The organism is Lutibacter sp. TH_r2, assembly GCF_033101135.1.
Classification (GTDB): Bacteria; Bacteroidota; Bacteroidia; order Flavobacteriales; family Flavobacteriaceae; genus Lutibacter.
Map to the genome: position 1 here is coordinate 18,066 of NZ_JAWMPV010000004.1, position 16,326 is coordinate 34,391.

The 16,326-nt window shown below is 28.3% G+C and carries 10 protein-coding genes; 2 read left to right on the forward strand and 8 right to left on the reverse strand.

Annotated elements, in window-relative coordinates:
- The first annotated feature begins 1 nt into the window (after window position 1).
- Window positions 2-4,195, forward strand: coding sequence for a phosphodiester glycosidase family protein (locus tag R3X25_RS11865; RefSeq protein ID WP_317675094.1), 4,194 nt, complete (start codon window positions 2-4; stop codon window positions 4,193-4,195).
- 131 nt (window positions 4,196-4,326) lie between these two features.
- Here the strand turns inward: R3X25_RS11865 and R3X25_RS11870 are convergent, their stop codons facing one another.
- On the reverse strand, window positions 4,327-5,118 hold the full coding sequence (locus R3X25_RS11870) for a hypothetical protein (RefSeq protein ID WP_317675096.1): 792 nt from the start codon (window positions 5,116-5,118) through the stop codon (window positions 4,327-4,329).
- A 53-nt stretch (window positions 5,119-5,171) separates the two neighbouring features.
- A complete protein-coding gene (locus tag R3X25_RS11875) occupies window positions 5,172-6,038 on the reverse strand; it encodes an EF-hand domain-containing protein (protein WP_317675098.1) in 867 nt (288 codons plus the stop codon).
- Window positions 6,039-6,699: 661 nt separating this feature from the next.
- Between R3X25_RS11875 and R3X25_RS11880 the strand changes: the two genes are divergently transcribed.
- Entirely contained in the window at window positions 6,700-7,665 is a 966-nt protein-coding gene (locus tag R3X25_RS11880; protein ID WP_317675100.1) for an IS110 family transposase, read from the forward strand.
- 1 nt (window position 7,666) lies between these two features.
- Here the strand turns inward: R3X25_RS11880 and R3X25_RS11885 are convergent, their stop codons facing one another.
- The 6 genes from R3X25_RS11885 to R3X25_RS11910 all read right to left on the reverse strand — a co-directional run bounded on the left by R3X25_RS11885 (window position 7,667) and on the right by R3X25_RS11910 (window position 16,320).
- Window positions 7,667-8,377: a hypothetical protein gene (locus tag R3X25_RS11885; protein ID WP_317675102.1), complete on the reverse strand. Its 711-nt coding sequence runs from the start codon at window positions 8,375-8,377 to the stop codon at window positions 7,667-7,669.
- A 38-nt stretch (window positions 8,378-8,415) separates the two neighbouring features.
- The gene (locus R3X25_RS11890) at window positions 8,416-10,719 is read right to left on the reverse strand and encodes a chondroitinase-B domain-containing protein (protein WP_317675104.1); all 2,304 of its coding nucleotides are present in this window, start codon (window positions 10,717-10,719) and stop codon (window positions 8,416-8,418) included.
- 458 nt (window positions 10,720-11,177) lie between these two features.
- A complete protein-coding gene (locus tag R3X25_RS11895; RefSeq protein ID WP_317675106.1) occupies window positions 11,178-12,038 on the reverse strand; it encodes a hypothetical protein in 861 nt (286 codons plus the stop codon).
- A 169-nt stretch (window positions 12,039-12,207) separates the two neighbouring features.
- A complete protein-coding gene (locus R3X25_RS11900; protein ID WP_317675108.1) occupies window positions 12,208-13,071 on the reverse strand; it encodes a helix-turn-helix transcriptional regulator in 864 nt (287 codons plus the stop codon).
- 75 nt (window positions 13,072-13,146) lie between these two features.
- Window positions 13,147-14,943: an alkaline phosphatase D family protein gene (locus R3X25_RS11905; protein WP_317675110.1), complete on the reverse strand. Its 1,797-nt coding sequence runs from the start codon at window positions 14,941-14,943 to the stop codon at window positions 13,147-13,149.
- Between the two features lie 12 nt (window positions 14,944-14,955).
- Window positions 14,956-16,320: a hypothetical protein gene (locus R3X25_RS11910; protein ID WP_317675112.1), complete on the reverse strand. Its 1,365-nt coding sequence runs from the start codon at window positions 16,318-16,320 to the stop codon at window positions 14,956-14,958.
- Between the last annotated feature and the right edge of the window lie 6 nt (window positions 16,321-16,326).

Below are 16,326 nucleotides of genomic sequence, written 5' to 3' on the forward strand. Positions count from 1 at the left end.
AATGATTAAAAACAAAACAGCGAAAATTAGTAACATTCTAAACGAATTAAATAACGAAAAAATAAATACTTGGTTTGATCTCGGGCTATTTATTGACAAATTTAAAGATCAAACTTCAAAATCAGCATTTAAAGGTGATAAACCTTTATTTGATAACCATCTTGAAAAAGGTGGTATTGCATTTTTAACTTTTTACTATACTATTGATGGTATTACTGTAGAAACTGAAAAATATGCAAAAACGTTTAAAAATATTTATCCTAATATACCAGTTCACTTTATTGCAGGAGATATTAAGCAAGAAGCTGATGAACTCATTCCAAAAACAGCCTTTAAAAAAGTAATCCCAGAAATGGAAGCTTTTGATGCTTGGCCTTTATACAACGACTTCTTTAATATTAAAATGGAAAGAGGTAGTAAAGCTTATAATGATTTAATTGGAAAATTTTGGAACGAAGTTTTAGTATTAGTTGAAAAGTTAGGATCTTACATTGAAGAAAATGATATTTCGCTGTTATATTTAATCAATGTTTGTTCAAACCCAGGAAATGTTTCTTTAGCATTTGCAACGGTTTTAATTTCTGAATATTTAGGTATTCCTGTAATTAATAACAACCACGATTTTTACTGGGAAGGTGGAAATAGAGAAGTTGATATTAAAAAGAAAGGTCTAAAAAAAGGACCAAGAGATTTCTTTTTTCACAACGCTCACGTTGGTGAATTTTTCTCTGTTATTGAAATGTTATATCCTTGGGAAAGTAGATCTTGGATGAATGTAAATATCAATAAAATTCAACAAAATCATTTAATTAATATTAATGGTCACAATCCGGCCAATGTTGCATTATTAGGTACTGCAGTTGACACCAAAACACATCAAATGAGTAAACGTGATATTATAAAAGCGTTTATGCAAGTCTCAACTATTTTTGCCAATAAAAAAGAAACTATTACCGTTCATAAAACTGCTGAACATACCAAAAGTGAACGTTCATTAAAACCTATTTTACTTGGTTATAAAACCATTAAAAAATTCGATTTTGTAAACAACAACATTGTATTTCTTCAACCAACACGTGTTATTAGTAGAAAATCTATCGAACTAAACTTTAAATTAATTAAACGCTTATTTTCGTATGATACCTTTTCTGAAAAATTTGACACAAATCCACAATTAACACTTTCGCTAATTGTTTCTGGTCCAATACCTCACGGACAGCAAAATTATTACCACGAATTAAAAAAAGATTTTAAAAATTTTTTAAAAGATCTCCCAAAAGAATACAGAACAAGAGTATTATTAGGTTTTTTGTTTAGTGAATTTGATAAAAATGAATTCAAGAAAAAATATAAAAAACCATTAGATATTGAACAATTGTATGATGTTGCTTCATTAATACTATTGCCAAGCCAAACTGAAGGAAGAGGTTTACCAATTATTGAAGCTGCTGCTTGTGGAACGCCAATATTTTGTAGACAATACGAGCCAAGAGAAGTTTATGATGAAGTTATTGGACGTCATTTAGATGAGTCTATGCGTCTAAAAGTTTTAGAATTTAAAGGTTCAAAAGTACCGAAAAAACTAGCCGAAGAAATTTGCGATCATGTGTTTTATCCTCAAAATAGAATGTTTGATGTTACGCATAATAGAAATGTAATTAATAAACGTTACAGTATAGAATCTCTTCAAAAAAGTATGGAATACATTTTACAAAGATTGTATTACCAAGTAAACGCTATTTCTGCTAAAGTAAATCCACAAGTAGTAGAACTTTTAGAAAAATACAAAGTAGCTGTTAACTTTGAAAACGATGATTTACAAGCTATTTTAAATAAAAATACCAGACATTATTTACCTGGTTATGGAAGATTATCGTTTATGCTTTACCTAAAATCTTTAATAGATCCTAGTTTTTTTAGAGTTGAAGAACAACTTGTAAAAGGTAAAGTTATGAGTTATGCTAGAATGATGGAAAATGATATTCCAGATTTAGTAAACACAGATCTAGAGCTTATACATAAATATTACAACGCCATAGACGATATTTTTAGCTATGTTGATGGCGAATTTACTATTAGACACGATCACGCATTAGCATATAGACACCGAAACAAAAAATCGTACGCATACCAAGCATTTACTTACCAAGAAGTAACAGGATTGGTAAATATGATTTACAACGAAATGTTTAAACCAACCAATTTAGCCGATTTAACACTGGCTCCACAATTTTTTGCAGATTGGGAATTGGCATTATTTCAGTTAACAAACAGTAAATATTTAGGTATTGATGATAGAAAACTACTAACTAAAAATTTAAAAAGAAATGTACCTAAAGGATATTTTCCAGGACGATACATTAAACACGAATTAGAGTATTTTGTACTTCAACCAATTAGAGCTCAATTAAACTTAACTATTGAAGAAGAGTTAACAAAAGAAGTACTTAAAGAAAGAGGTGAAAATTTAGAAAAAGTATACATTTTTATTCACGAACCTAGAATTACAAAATGGTTCTCTAGTGCAAATATTAAAGAGTATTTAGAAAGTGATAAAGAACCCGAATTAGGTTTGTTATACAAAGCAGGTGTAGTTCAAATAATAGAAACCAAACAATGGTCTGAAGGTGTACATTTCCCTCAAATGGGAGCAAAAGCCATTAAAATTTTACGAAAAATTAAAGAATCAGATGGTTTTATAATTACAAATGGTGAATATGCTGCTATGATGACAGATATTGTAGAAATAGACCATTTTCATATTGGAAAAGTACTGTATGAAATGACTGCAAAAATTATGGGAATACCTAAAGGCAGTGGTTTTATTCAATACGTTCCTGCAGCGGTTAGAACAACTTTAGCATATCCAACACCAATACAAACTGCTAAAGATTTTGAAGTTGCTTTAAAAAGTGAATTATACAATGAGTTAAAAAATACTTTAGGCGAAAAAGAGTTGTTACAACTTATCTCTAAAGATGCAGTAGAAAATGGAACACCAATTGTAAAGTTTTTAGAACAGACAAAAAACAATTTAAAAGAAACAAGCACTGTTGAAAAAGTAAAATCTTCATTTGCAGGCGGAGTTTATAGTGATGGCTTACCTTGGAGTGGCGTTTTAGCAGAAATAGATACTACAAAACACCGTTGGAAATTTGCTGCACATATTGCTAATAAAGAACCTAAAAATGTTCCAGCATTAATTAAAGAATATAAAAAGAAAAGTAAAAATTCTAATAAAATTGAACTAGCTTGGAATGGTGGTTACATTTTAAATCCAGAATTGGTTGGTAAATTAGGTTTACCAGAAACGTATATTGGTTCACCTTTAGGTTTACTAATTATGAATAATAAAGTGTTTTGTCCTCCATTATTTAACAAACCTGCTTTTATTATTTACAATAACGGAAAAGTAGATATACGTAAAGTGAATTGTAAAGCTGGTTTTATTGTAAAAGGAAAACCTAATAACCTTGTTTTTTCAGCTAATAATTACAATAAACATAGCAACACAGAACCTTGTTATTATGATTTAACGCATAGTGAAGAAACCATTGAAGCCAATGGTAATATAATTGTTAGAATTGCAGGAAACACTGTAAAACAAGTATTAAAAACTACTGAAAAAGAAAGTGCAACTATTATACCTGTTGGAATAACTTTATCAATTCCTTCAAAATTATTTTCTAGTGAAGTATTTAAAGAAGGAAAAACAATAGACATACAATTATTAGAACCAGAAACCAACCCTTATAATTGGAATGAAGTTTCTTATGCTATTGAAGCTGGACCAATGTTACTTGATGAAGGAAAACAAGTTTTAAATATGGAAGATGAAGGTTGGAAAACAACCAACTCTATAAAAACACAAGCTGCTCGATTAGATTTTACTGATATGCGTGGACCAAAAATTGCAGTTGGTATTACCAAAGAAGGTAAATTAATAGTATTAATGGTAAATGGTAGAATTAGAGAATCTGTTGGAGCAACGCATTTTGATATGGCCGATATTTTACAAAAATATGGTATGCATAAAGCAATGGGATTTGATCCAGGAGGAAGTAGCACATTGGTTGTTGACAACCAAATTATGAACATTTCTCCTTACAATAAAAATTACGAGAAAGACATTTATTCTTTACCTCCGCAACCTAGGTTTGTAGCAAATGCAATTATGGGTTGGATTGAAGAATAACTTATACCCTATTAAAATTAATTATAAAATAAGGGATTTTAACATTCATTAAAATCCCTTTTATATGTTACTAAAAAATTTATTTAGCTAATACGTTAAAACTACACTTAACAAAAAGCAATCTAGTACGTTTATTCTTCTTCAAAAAAATTGTAAAAATTATTGAATTTAATTTTCAAATCTTCAACTGTATTTTTAGCATTTTCAATAGATTTTTCTTGTATTAACAAATGCATATCACTTTCTACACCATTAAAAAAATTATGTATTTGATCAAATTTATCTCCTGTATATGATTTATCTAACATTATAAATTTAGCTTGTTCAAATATGTTTTTTCCAAATTGATTATAGTCTTTTATGTTATTAGATTTAAAGCTGTATAAACTATTAATTATCCCATCAATTGTTTTAACAGATTCTGATTTTAATTTCCATCTACTACCGTTATTTAACTTTAAATCTCCCATCATTAACATTCTTGTTTTAGGAGCAGCACCAAACTCGTACTTATAAATTGTTTCAGCAATCAATTTTAATTCATCTTGATTATAAATCAATTTTGGCATTAAATTAAACTTTTTAACAGCACCTGGCATTAATGTATTCTCTTCTGATGGATTGTTTACAATAGTTGTAATAGCTTTTATAAAATCTTCTTTATTTTGATAATTAGGTAAATAGTGTTCTTTAATACGTAACATTGGTGGCGCTATCATTTGATTCATTCTAGCAGGATCTGGTGTTTCAAAATGACAGATATAACACTTGCTTTCAAGAAGTTTAAAACCTTTAGTATTTTTAATATCAGACTGGGCAATTATAGTTTCACTTTTTTTATTTGCCTGATTATTACTATTACATGAACTACAAAAAATACTTATTACAATAGTAATTGACAATAATTTTATTAAATCTCTCATTTTATTATCTTATAATTATAACTATTAGGCACCTACAAAAGTACCTGATAAATTTATTGATTCTTTTTAAAATTATTTGCTTGGTTTTTTGCAAATTCTGAAGGTAAAATTACACCATCTGAATTTAAATCAATACTTTCAAAAGATGCTGCACTAGATTTATTTTTCATTAAACCTCCTTTTGCTGCATTTTTATTTTGTCTATCAGATCTCACTTTTTCAAACTCTGCAGCTGTAATTTCCCCATTACTATCAAGGTCAAATGTTTCAAAACTAGCTCTATTTTGCATTCCATTTCTTGTTCCTTGTTTATTTTGCTTATTTCCATTAGTACTAAATCTACTTGTTTGGTGTGTAGTAAATTCATCTTTAGATACTTTTCCATCATTATCCAAATCTATACTTTTAAAAGATGGTGCATTGGCTTTATTTTTCATTATACCTCCTTTTTTAGCGTTTTGATTTTGTCTATTAGCTCTAACTTCATCAAATTCTACTTCAGTAATTGACCCATCATTATTTAAATCAAAACTTTCAAAAGCACCTCTGTTTTGCATTCCTTTTCTTGTTCCTTGTTTATTTTGCTTATTTCTATTAGTATCCAATCTACTTGTTTGGCGCGCTATAAATTCATCTTTAGATACTTTTCCATCATTATTCAAATCTATACTATCAAAAGATGATGCATTGGCTTTATTTTTCATCATGCCTCCTTTTTTAGCGTTTTGATTTTGTCTATTAGCTCTAACTTCATTAAATTCTGCTTCAGTAATTGACCCATCGTTATTTAAATCAAAACTTTCAAAAGCACCTCTGTTTTGCATTCCTTTTCCCATTCCATTACGCTGTGCATACGTATTTATATTAAATAACATTATTGTTACTAACATTGTAAATGTGATAATTTTTGTTGTTTTCATTTTTAATATTTCTAAATTTAATTTTCTATTTATTTTTGAAAGTAATTTCTTATGGTAACGTTACCCTCTAATTACCATTGTTGTATATGTTTGAAATAATTTTACCCTTTGTTTTTTATTATTCTCATTATCTATAACTAACTAATATTGGTTCTTTAAAATTACTGCTTATAAAGATAAGGGTAATATTATTTGGTTGTTTAAATTAATTGCTTTTTTTACACTCTTATAACCAAAATTTATTCATAAAAATTTAATTAAAATAGTTATTATTTACCTAAAGGAATTAACATTGTTCAAGACAGTAAATAAAGTACTTTTAAATTCTTTTTTTTTAGCTCTTCATTTAATTTTGCAAATTCATTATTTAACTATTTGTTAAATTAAGTTTTAAATAGGAATAAGGTTAATATACTCGGTGAAACTTTGATTTCGACAACATTGATAATCCCCTGTGCATACTTATTTTCAGATTTATTTAATGAAAAACAAAAAGTTTAAAAGACATGAATAAGGTTAATATATACGCTGAAACTATAATTTCGTCAACATCGCTAATCCCATTCTTTTAAATGAATAATAATCCAATTTTACCGAATGAATGTTAGTTCTATATTTTAACAATTCTAATATTCTATTCTCTAATCAATTTATTTTGCACATGTATAATTTAAATGAAATTCACGGAGTTGATATTAGTAAAGATTTTTTTGATGTAGTAAACACATCTGGAGAACACTCTCAATTTACAAATAACCTTATTGGTTTTAAAAAGTTTTCTAAAACTTTATCCCGTAATAGCCTTGTTGTTATGGAAGCTACAGGTTATTATCACTATTGTTTAGCTCAATACTTATATAGTAAAAATTATTTGGTTTCAGTTGTAAATCCATTATCTGTTAAACGCTTTATTCAAATGAAATTATCAAAAATAAAAACCGATAAATCTGATGCAAAAGCTATTTGTGAATATGCTATTATTAATAAAGTTCCACTATATACAGCTAAAAATAAAAACCAAGCCGAATGCTTACAAATAATGCGATTGTTAGATATATATTTAAAACAAAGTACTGCATTAAAAAACAAAATTCATGGAGAAAAAGTATTAGGTAATCCTTCTAAAGCTGTCTATCACTCATTAAATCGTTCTTTAAAATTCATTAAAAATGAAATTAAATTTCTTGAAAATAAATTATTCGATCTAATTAATGAACATTATTCAAATCAACTAGAATTGCTTAAAACAATTCCTGGATTAGGAATTAAAACAGCATTAATGCTAATTGTTACAACCAATGGGTTTTCAAATTTTGAAAATGCCAACCAACTTTGTTGTTATACTGGAATAACACCAACTATTAGACATTCTGGAAGTAGTGTTAGAGGTAAAAGTAGAATAAGTAAAATAGGAAATAAAAAACTTAGAAACCTACTGTTTTTATGTAGTTTTTCAGCCGTAAAATACAATAAAACTTGCAAAGCTTTATATAATAGAATTGTTGAAAAAGGAAAAAGTAAAAAACTTGCTTTAATTGCCATTTGTAACAAATTATTAAAACAAGCTTTTGCTATTGTTAAATCTGGCTTACCTTATAATGAAGATTATATTTCAAAATTAATTTAACTCAATTTTTTTTAGCATAATCACATTCCTTCTGAAGTATAATTTTTTTATCTATTTTTTTATAACTAATTAATTTTTGCTCCATACTTAACTTACCGTAATAATTTACAAAATACTTTTCCATTAAAATTCCATTAGGTAATTGTTTATCACGTTTCCATTTTTCGTGTGGAGTTGTATGCGTTAAAATAGGTAAATGAAAACTCGATGATTTGTCTATGATATAATGATTAGTTCCAAGTTTCTTTTTTTTCGTTCTTCTAGGTTTGTTTGAACTTATTTTATAGTGCCAAAATGATTTATTATGAATAATGGTATCCTTCAAATGCTCTATATCATAATATTTAACTTTATACTTATATGGGTTTAATGTTCTAATAACATTTTTACAATCTATATTAATAAATTCAGCTTTATCTAAATCAGATTTTAAATACTCAACATTAGAATAAACTCCATTATAATCTGTAAAAACTAATTTATAATGAAGGCTATCTATATCAGTAATAACAGCATAATAATTGTTGTTTTTTGAATTAGTTAAGTAATACTTATAAAACATTTTATCTGTTTTATTATAATGGTGATTTTTAATTTTAATAGTATCTTTATAACGTTTTACCTGATACTCAAATATATAATCAAACTTATATTGTTTTTGGGAATAACCTATAGTTGAAATTAAAAAACATATAAAAAATAAAAATTTCATCAGCAATATTTAATAAGGTTGTAATTTAAAATTTAAATTTAATACAATATTTTGAGTTTTTGTTGCTCCTCTACCTTTATTTTTCCAGAATTTACTAGTGTATTATTTGCATGGTGATTGTTTTTTTCACCCCATAAAACTGCCACACTTGTAATTGAATTATTTTTAAAGGTATTGCCATTTAGTAGTAAATTAATAATACCACGTGTTTTAATTAAAATATTGCTTTTCTCACTTTTACCACAATTTACAAAATAACTATTTGTTACAGTTAAATAACCTCCAATGGTGGATTCATCATAACCATCTCTAAAAAAATTAATAACATTATTTTGTACATTTTCAAAAGTACATTGATTAAATGTTACCATTTCTGCATTATAATCTCCTCTAACATCAGCAGCTAGCTCAATACCATTTTTACAATTTTTAATACTTGTTGCTTTAAAATTTAGTGAATCTGCAAAAGAACCTTTGGTTGCTTTTAACACATAATCAAAATCCTTTATTGTACAGTTTTCAATAAACAAGTTGTAAGCAGATCCCATGTTTTCTTTTAAAGGCCCAAAAGCATGTTTACCATTTTCACCTTTTAGCATTAGGTTTTCTAATTTAATTGTTCCTTTAGGATACATTTGGAATCCAACAGCATCACTTTTACCAGTAAATAGTAATTCGGCTTTATTTTTTGAACGAAGTGTAATATTTTTATCTATTTTAAGTGACGTTTTAACAGTGTATAATTTATCTGTTAATTCAATAATATCTCCATCTGCAGCTTGCATAATTTTTTTCGCTAAATCTCCTTCAGCAGATGATGCTGTTAATATGGTAGGTTCTACCGCTTCTTTTTCAGTTTTAAACCAATCTGGACCGTAATTTTTCTTATTTATCTTAAATTTTTCAGCAGCAGACAAATTGTTAATGGCTCCAATACTATTAGTTTCTATTCTTGAAGCACCAAAAATATCGTTTTGAATTTTATCAAAATCATAACCCAAAAACACTTCATTTAAAGGTTTATTTTGAACGTTAACAGGAGCGTACAACCAATTATTTATCTTTTTTATTTTTACAACTCCATTTTGTAACACATTGTATTTGGAGTATTGACTACCATTATTGTCTATTAAATTATTTTTAAATAAAATACCATCCATAGAACTATGGTTTAGTATTGGCGTTTTATCTACTTTCGAATTGTAAATTAAATTATTTGCAATAATAGAACGTATTGGTGGTGCTGAACGAATTTCACTTGGAGGTAATACATCGGCACTTTCTAGATTCTGACCTACTCCTATTTGCCAAGTAGATTTACAATCTACCCAAGTGTTATAAGCTATTACAACATCTGAAACTTGCAAATATCTATTTAATGGTGTCATAGGAATCCCGTTCATAACAGCTAGTGGAGCTCTAAATTTTGCTCCATTAATTTTGTAGAAATAATTATTAGTAATCCAATGTCCTGAATTTACAACCCTAATTCCACCGTAAAAATCAGAATCATCATCTCCAATAAAAATATTACCATCAACAATAGCGTAACTTCCGTGCCTTAATACTAAAGAGCCTTCACATTTATAAAAAATATTATTTTTATACGAATTGAAATTTGTTTTATCTGAAATAATTTCAACTTCACCATTACAAGCCTCAAAGTAATTGTTAGATACATTCACAAACCCAGGAGAAACACGTGTTTTACTATCTCCAACTCTAACAGTTTCACCTCTTGGACCACCTTTTCTTGGACGTGGACCAAAATAATTATTTACAATTTGATGGTGCGTATTAATATGCTTATTACCTGTAAAAAACACTCTTATTGTTTCACCATCATTCGATTTCCCTGAAATATAACAATGATCTAATTGGTTGTTTTTACCATAAAATTCTATCCAGTGATCACTTAATAAACGATCTGGCTTTGTAAAACCTTCAATAACTGTATTTGTAACACGGCAGTTAAAAGCAACACTATCTTTTCCAATCATATAGCGTATTACAGCACTATTTGGTGTATATCCATTTCTAAAATAGAATCCTTTAATGTTTAAATACTTACCACCTAAATGAATATATGATTCTCCTTCAATATATACTTTTCCAGAAGTTTGAGCACGTAGTGTTATTGGCTTTTCTGCTGTACCCAATCCATAAAAATCTACTTGAACATTTTTCCAAATACCATCTGCTAATACAATTTCATCGCCAGGTACTGCTTTTTTAATTGCAGTATTTAATTCTTGAATATTTTTAACGTTTATCTGTTTTGAATTTTCAGTACATGAAAATAATAGTATTGTTAGACTTACTAATAGTGCATAATATTTCATTTAAAGCTAATTTATGTTTTAATAATGTTTAATAAACATAAAATTAGTAGCGCAATTTTTTTAGATATTTTATTTTATAATTTGTAATTAAACAACTACAATTTACTTATTAAAATTACAACTAACAATATATGTTTAATTCTTACTATTCTCTATTTTTATTATTCCTGAATTATTTAAGTTATTACACTTATTCTTATTGTTTTTCTATTTAAATGATTGAAAATTATTTTAAAGGTATTATTTTTTAACATCACATTAATACTATTAAGTATTTTAATTAAAAATATTACTTCTCTCACTTTCACTAAATTTATTAAAGAACTATTGGTTACCGTTAAAACATGAAAGGCACTAATGGTCAATTAGGTTTATTCAACTTATAAAAAACATATATATACTAAAACTGCTCTTTGTTTAAAACAAAGAGCAGTTTATTTTTATTTAAAAATTCTTTTTTAGAAATTGAATTTTCCATTCGTATTTTTAGCTTCTGATGCTGGAATTATTTTTTGAATAGCGTCCCAATGTTCAACTACTTTTCCATTCTCAATTCTGAAAATATCATAGAATGATACTTTCTCCTTCATAAAAACTCCTTCAGATACAGATAACACAAAGTTTCCTTCACCAAATATTGCATGATTTTTTTCATAAATCATTGGCATTCCAGCTTCAGCAAATGATGTTAAAGCTTCACCTAAACCTGCTAATCCATCTTTTATCACAGGATTATGTTGGTTGTACTTCTCTGTTGAAATATAATCTGTTATTTTATCTGGAGCTGCCCCAAAGAAAACATCATTTAACATATTATTAACCAAGGTTTTATTAGTTTCAGTTTTATCTATATCAACTATTTCTATTGGTCCATCTACTTGAGTTCTTCCAGAAGCAGTTTTTTCAACTTTCTCTTGTAAATTATCCCAATGCCCTACAATTAAACCTTCTTCAAAACGGAAAATATCAATTCCAATTTTTGGCCCAAAAAAGTTATAATCGGTATGTGCAATTACATAATCTCCATCCGCAAATACACGCACTGTATTAACTTTTGCACTACCTTTAGGTAATTGATGTAATAAGGCTCCAAAGCCTGCTAATCCATCGGCTACACCTTGATTGTGTTGAATGTATTTATTTGGGTTAATATAACCTATAGGTTCTGTTGCTCCAGTTTCAATACTTTTTAATAATTCTACTACTTTTTGTTTATTTAAATCCATTTCTTTTTGATTTTTTGTTACTAAATTATTGCTCTCTTGTGCATAAGTATTTATGCTTACTACAGTTAGTATTATAAAGGCTAGTCTCTTCATTTTAGTTTTGTTTAAATTTTACTTTGCAAATATGTAGCGAATACAAAAGTGAAGAAAGGTAGGTTTGCGCCTTTATATGATATATTTGAGCAAAAACCCATTTACCGTAATGAAAATCAAACAGTTAAGACACTAAAATAAGTTTTTACAATAATTTTAATCAAAATTATTAAAATTGATCTCTAAATTCTGAAGGTGTAGAATTGGTATGTTTTCTAAAGTATTTTATAAAATTTGTAGGCTCGTCATAACCAAGTTCGTAAGCTATTTCTTTTACACTTTGGCTACTGTGAGCTAATAAACGTTTAGCTTCTAATAAAATACGCTCATCAATAATTTGTTTTGGAGTTTTATCTAATAATGCTGTGGTAGCTTTATTTAATTGTTTTGCTGAAAAGCCTAATTCCAAAGCATAATTACTAACAGATTTTTCTGTTTTGAAGTTTTTCTCTAGCAGGTTTTTAAATGAAAAAAGATAGTCTAAATTAATACTTGGTTTCAATTCTACAAAACCTTGATTTCTCATTTCTCGTTCCATTTGCAATAAAAAAACATGAAGCATATTGTAAAGAATATGGTATTGAGTATTATCAGATGCTCTCATATATTCAGTCTCCATTGCATTTAAAATTACTTGTAAACCTGAAACTTCTGGACTTATTTTTAATTTGGTTACACTATACAAATCGCTAAACAATCTGGTTGAATGCAAAAATTGAGAATCGTACGTACTTTTACAAAAGAAACTATCTGTAAATAGTATAGTTTTCCCTTTGTAAACACCATCTTTATCAAACTTATTTACACTGTTATGAGGCACACAGATAATTGAATTATTTTCAATAGTAATTGGTTCAAAATCTACAAAATGAGTTCCTTTCCCTTCTTCAATCCACAATATATGATAGAATTGTGCTCTATGAGGAAGAGTCATCATATCTTTTTTTGTTTCAAAAATTTCTGACAAATCTAGAATTTCAAACTCAAGTTTAAGCTTACTCTTAAACTCATACTTTTTAATAATATCTTTCATTTTATAGTATTAGTCCAGGTAAACTTAATATTCTTTTAACTAAAATCTAACAGAAATACTTATTTTCTCAACTATTTACTCAAGTAAAACTTTTAAATATTTCTTATTCTTTTTAACAGCTTCAATTCCAAAATTACGTTGTAGATTTTTACCTTCTCCTATTTCAATTGTGTATACACCAGGATACATTACAGTTGGCTGATAATTTTCGCCATTTATTCTTAATGAAGAAATAACTTCTTTTGTATACTCATTTCTAACCGTAACTACTTGGTTTGGTTTTGAAATTTTTATAGTAGGTAATTGATAACCATTTTTAATTTTAAAGTTATCTGTTTGAGAAAAAGTAATTGGCCAACCTTTATAAGGTTTAGCACCTTCAGCAAACATATCTACATTACGTTCCCAACATTCATAAGTAATTTCTCTTTTTGGTTTATTGAATTTTATAATTCCATAACCTGCAGCTCTTCCTTTTAATAAATCTTTTCTAGGCTTATTATCTTTATGTGTTGGATTGGCAACAGCATGTACAGTAATTTTATTTTGAAAAGCATCTTTATACTCTCCTGTATAAAATGGTGCGCCTTTAACTTGGTTTTTTCCTGGTTCACTAGGATTCCACCAACGCATCCAATAATTTGCAGCTGCAGGCACCGCGAAAGAATAACCTGCATTGTTCCAATCTTCAATACCATGATGCACAACTGAACCTAAATGTTGATCTCCTGCAATCATACAAGCAAAACTTTTTCTAATTACATTTAAAGCTTTATTTCTTCCTGCTTGTGGCCATCCATTAGAATCTACACTGTAACGTTGTTTTTTATCTATAGTTGGTGAATGTGTTGCCAAATTGGTGAAAATAGTTTGAGATAAAACCGCTTTCATTTCAGCATTTTTCCAATTAGTTGTCCAATCTTCTAAAAAATCTAGCTGACGTTTCCCCAATAAAGTTGCTTCTAACACATCCATATCACGAGTATCTTTATAGCTTCTTTTATCTAAAACTCTTCTAGGTCCCGATTTAAATTTTCTATCTTCAACAATTGCAAAACTAATTCCTCCCCAAGTTAAATCTGTATAATAAACACCAATTCCTTGTTCAATTGGTGTGGCATCATAAGGATCTGGCAAATGCCAAGTTTGTGCTCTTTCAACTTCTTTAAGGTAAGAGACAGGCATGTAATAACCTCCATAATTACCATCTCTAGTTTCCGATTTTCTACCTCCATCACCCCACAGGTTTCCATGCCCAATATCATGATCATCTGGTATTGTAATGGTTGGTGTATTTCTGATTACATCTCCAAAAGATTCTCCAAACTTTAACCAATATTTATAATGCTCACTATGATCATATACTTGATCGCCAGCAAAAAATAGTACATCTGGTTTTAACTTTTTTAAATTATCTACAATATCTGTTTCCGGTTCTTGTCCACCATGTCTTTCATAAATTGACCAACACGAAAATGCTGCCATTACAACTTCATCTTTATATACTGGGTTTTTCTGAATAACTCCTTTGTAAAACTGTGCTTTTTTATATTTAACACGGTATTCCTTTTCTTTTGTGTCATCCCAATTTTCTATTCTGAAATGTGCTGTATATCCAGGATATTGAATTTCACTTTCTTGCACATCTTCCCAATTACCATTGTTATTAATTTGAAGCGTTGCTCTAAATGGGTCGTAGTTTTTAATTGGATAAAACTGCGCAGTCATTTTCATTGTATTCTCGTGAACGGTATACAATGCAAAGCAAATTTTATTTTTAGCTGCCCTTTCTTTTGAAATGTCTAATACATTTTGTTGCCCAAAAGACAAGTTTATTATAAAAACTAAAAGAATTAAAATTGATTTTTTCATAATAGTATATTCTTAATTATTCTTTCCTAAATAGTTATTAATTGAAGGAATCCACACTCGGTTATATTTTTTAACACCTTCAAACTCTATAAAACGGGTTTTATCATTTGAATTTAAATTTTTTCCTTTTTTATTTAGATTTTGTGGAGTTGTACTTGGCCATACACCAGAATCTAATCGTTCCATCATTGTTTCAACAGCCACTAACCATTCTGTAGAGCTAATTGTACAGTGCCCCCAACTATTAATAAAAGCACTTCTAAAAAGTTTAGAATAACCGTTCTTCTTCACTAAATCTCTATACCCTTGAGCCATTGTTGGGTAAACCAAACCATCTCCAATTGTATGAATTCTAAATAAAGGCACCTTTGGTTTTCCAACGTGAGTTCTTCCTGGAGCGCTCCAATACTTTAATGATTTAGCATCTGGTGAAATTCGCTTGAATGCATTTATTTTTTTTAAATCTTTAGATAAACTTAAACCAGATTCTTTATACAATTTTTTAACTGCTTTTTTATAAGCTTCATTTCCATTGTTATAAAGCTCTTTATAATCTAATCCAATATTGGTTTGTAATTGTCCTTCTCCTGCATTCTCTAACATAGAAGTTCCTCTTGTTCTTTGTGATGGAATTAATCTCATTACACTTTGAAACATACTTTCTTGTAATGCTGTTATATTGTTAGGGTTTGGTTGTTCAACAGGAGCTTTTCCTCTTCCTCCCCACGCTGGCCATTGACCAATTGTTATTGCCAAGGCAATTCTAGCTTTACCCTCAGGAGTTTTTTGAGCTTCTGTTAATGCTTTTTCCCAATCTGTTTGAAGCTTTTTTAAATCTTCATTATTTAATGAACCAAAATTTATAATTTTTAATTCTGGAGCTATCAACGATTTTAAAACGAACATAGCATCCAAATAGGTATTAGACATCCATTGGCTTGTAGCAGCACAAGCCGCAATGGCTCCATCAATTCTACTTGAATGTACTTCTGCCATACTTAAAGTAACCGTACCTCCACCTGAACAGCCTAATTGAATAATTCTTTTGGGCTTTCCAAACTTACTCTCGAAAACATCAAATATTGAAATAAAATCGTGTGCTTCATGTGCTGGATCATATTTTTGATATCTATCCGTTCGTCTTACAGTTCCAGATAAAGCATAGCCTTTTTCTAAAAAAAGTAAATTTCTTTCTGAATCAGCATTTTTGAAATAATCTAAATCGTTTAATAAAGTTCCATTCCAATTTTCTGGAACTCTAATTTTGTATTTAGTTTCACGGACTGGTAACTCATCAATTACCTCTTCATATTTTATTTGTGAATTTCCTATAGTAGTCAGTAATAGAAATATACTTAAACAAATTATTTTTTGCATTTTTTA

Excerpts from the sequence above, each read along its gene's own strand:
- R3X25_RS11870 (WP_317675096.1), bottom strand. The coding sequence starts at position 5,118 with ATGAGAGATTTAATAAAATTATTGTCAATTACTATTGTAATAAGTATT.
- R3X25_RS11865 (WP_317675094.1), top strand. The coding sequence starts at position 2 with ATGATTAAAAACAAAACAGCGAAAATTAGTAACATTCTAAACGAATTA.
- R3X25_RS11890 (WP_317675104.1), bottom strand. The coding sequence starts at position 10,719 with ATGAAATATTATGCACTATTAGTAAGTCTAACAATACTATTATTTTCA.
- R3X25_RS11885 (WP_317675102.1), bottom strand. The coding sequence starts at position 8,377 with ATGAAATTTTTATTTTTTATATGTTTTTTAATTTCAACTATAGGTTAT.
- R3X25_RS11910 (WP_317675112.1), bottom strand. The coding sequence starts at position 16,320 with ATGCAAAAAATAATTTGTTTAAGTATATTTCTATTACTGACTACTATA.
- R3X25_RS11905 (WP_317675110.1), bottom strand. The coding sequence starts at position 14,943 with ATGAAAAAATCAATTTTAATTCTTTTAGTTTTTATAATAAACTTGTCT.
- R3X25_RS11895 (WP_317675106.1), bottom strand. The coding sequence starts at position 12,038 with ATGAAGAGACTAGCCTTTATAATACTAACTGTAGTAAGCATAAATACT.
- R3X25_RS11875 (WP_317675098.1), bottom strand. The coding sequence starts at position 6,038 with ATGAAAACAACAAAAATTATCACATTTACAATGTTAGTAACAATAATG.
- R3X25_RS11900 (WP_317675108.1), bottom strand. The coding sequence starts at position 13,071 with ATGAAAGATATTATTAAAAAGTATGAGTTTAAGAGTAAGCTTAAACTT.
- R3X25_RS11880 (WP_317675100.1), top strand. The coding sequence starts at position 6,700 with ATGTATAATTTAAATGAAATTCACGGAGTTGATATTAGTAAAGATTTT.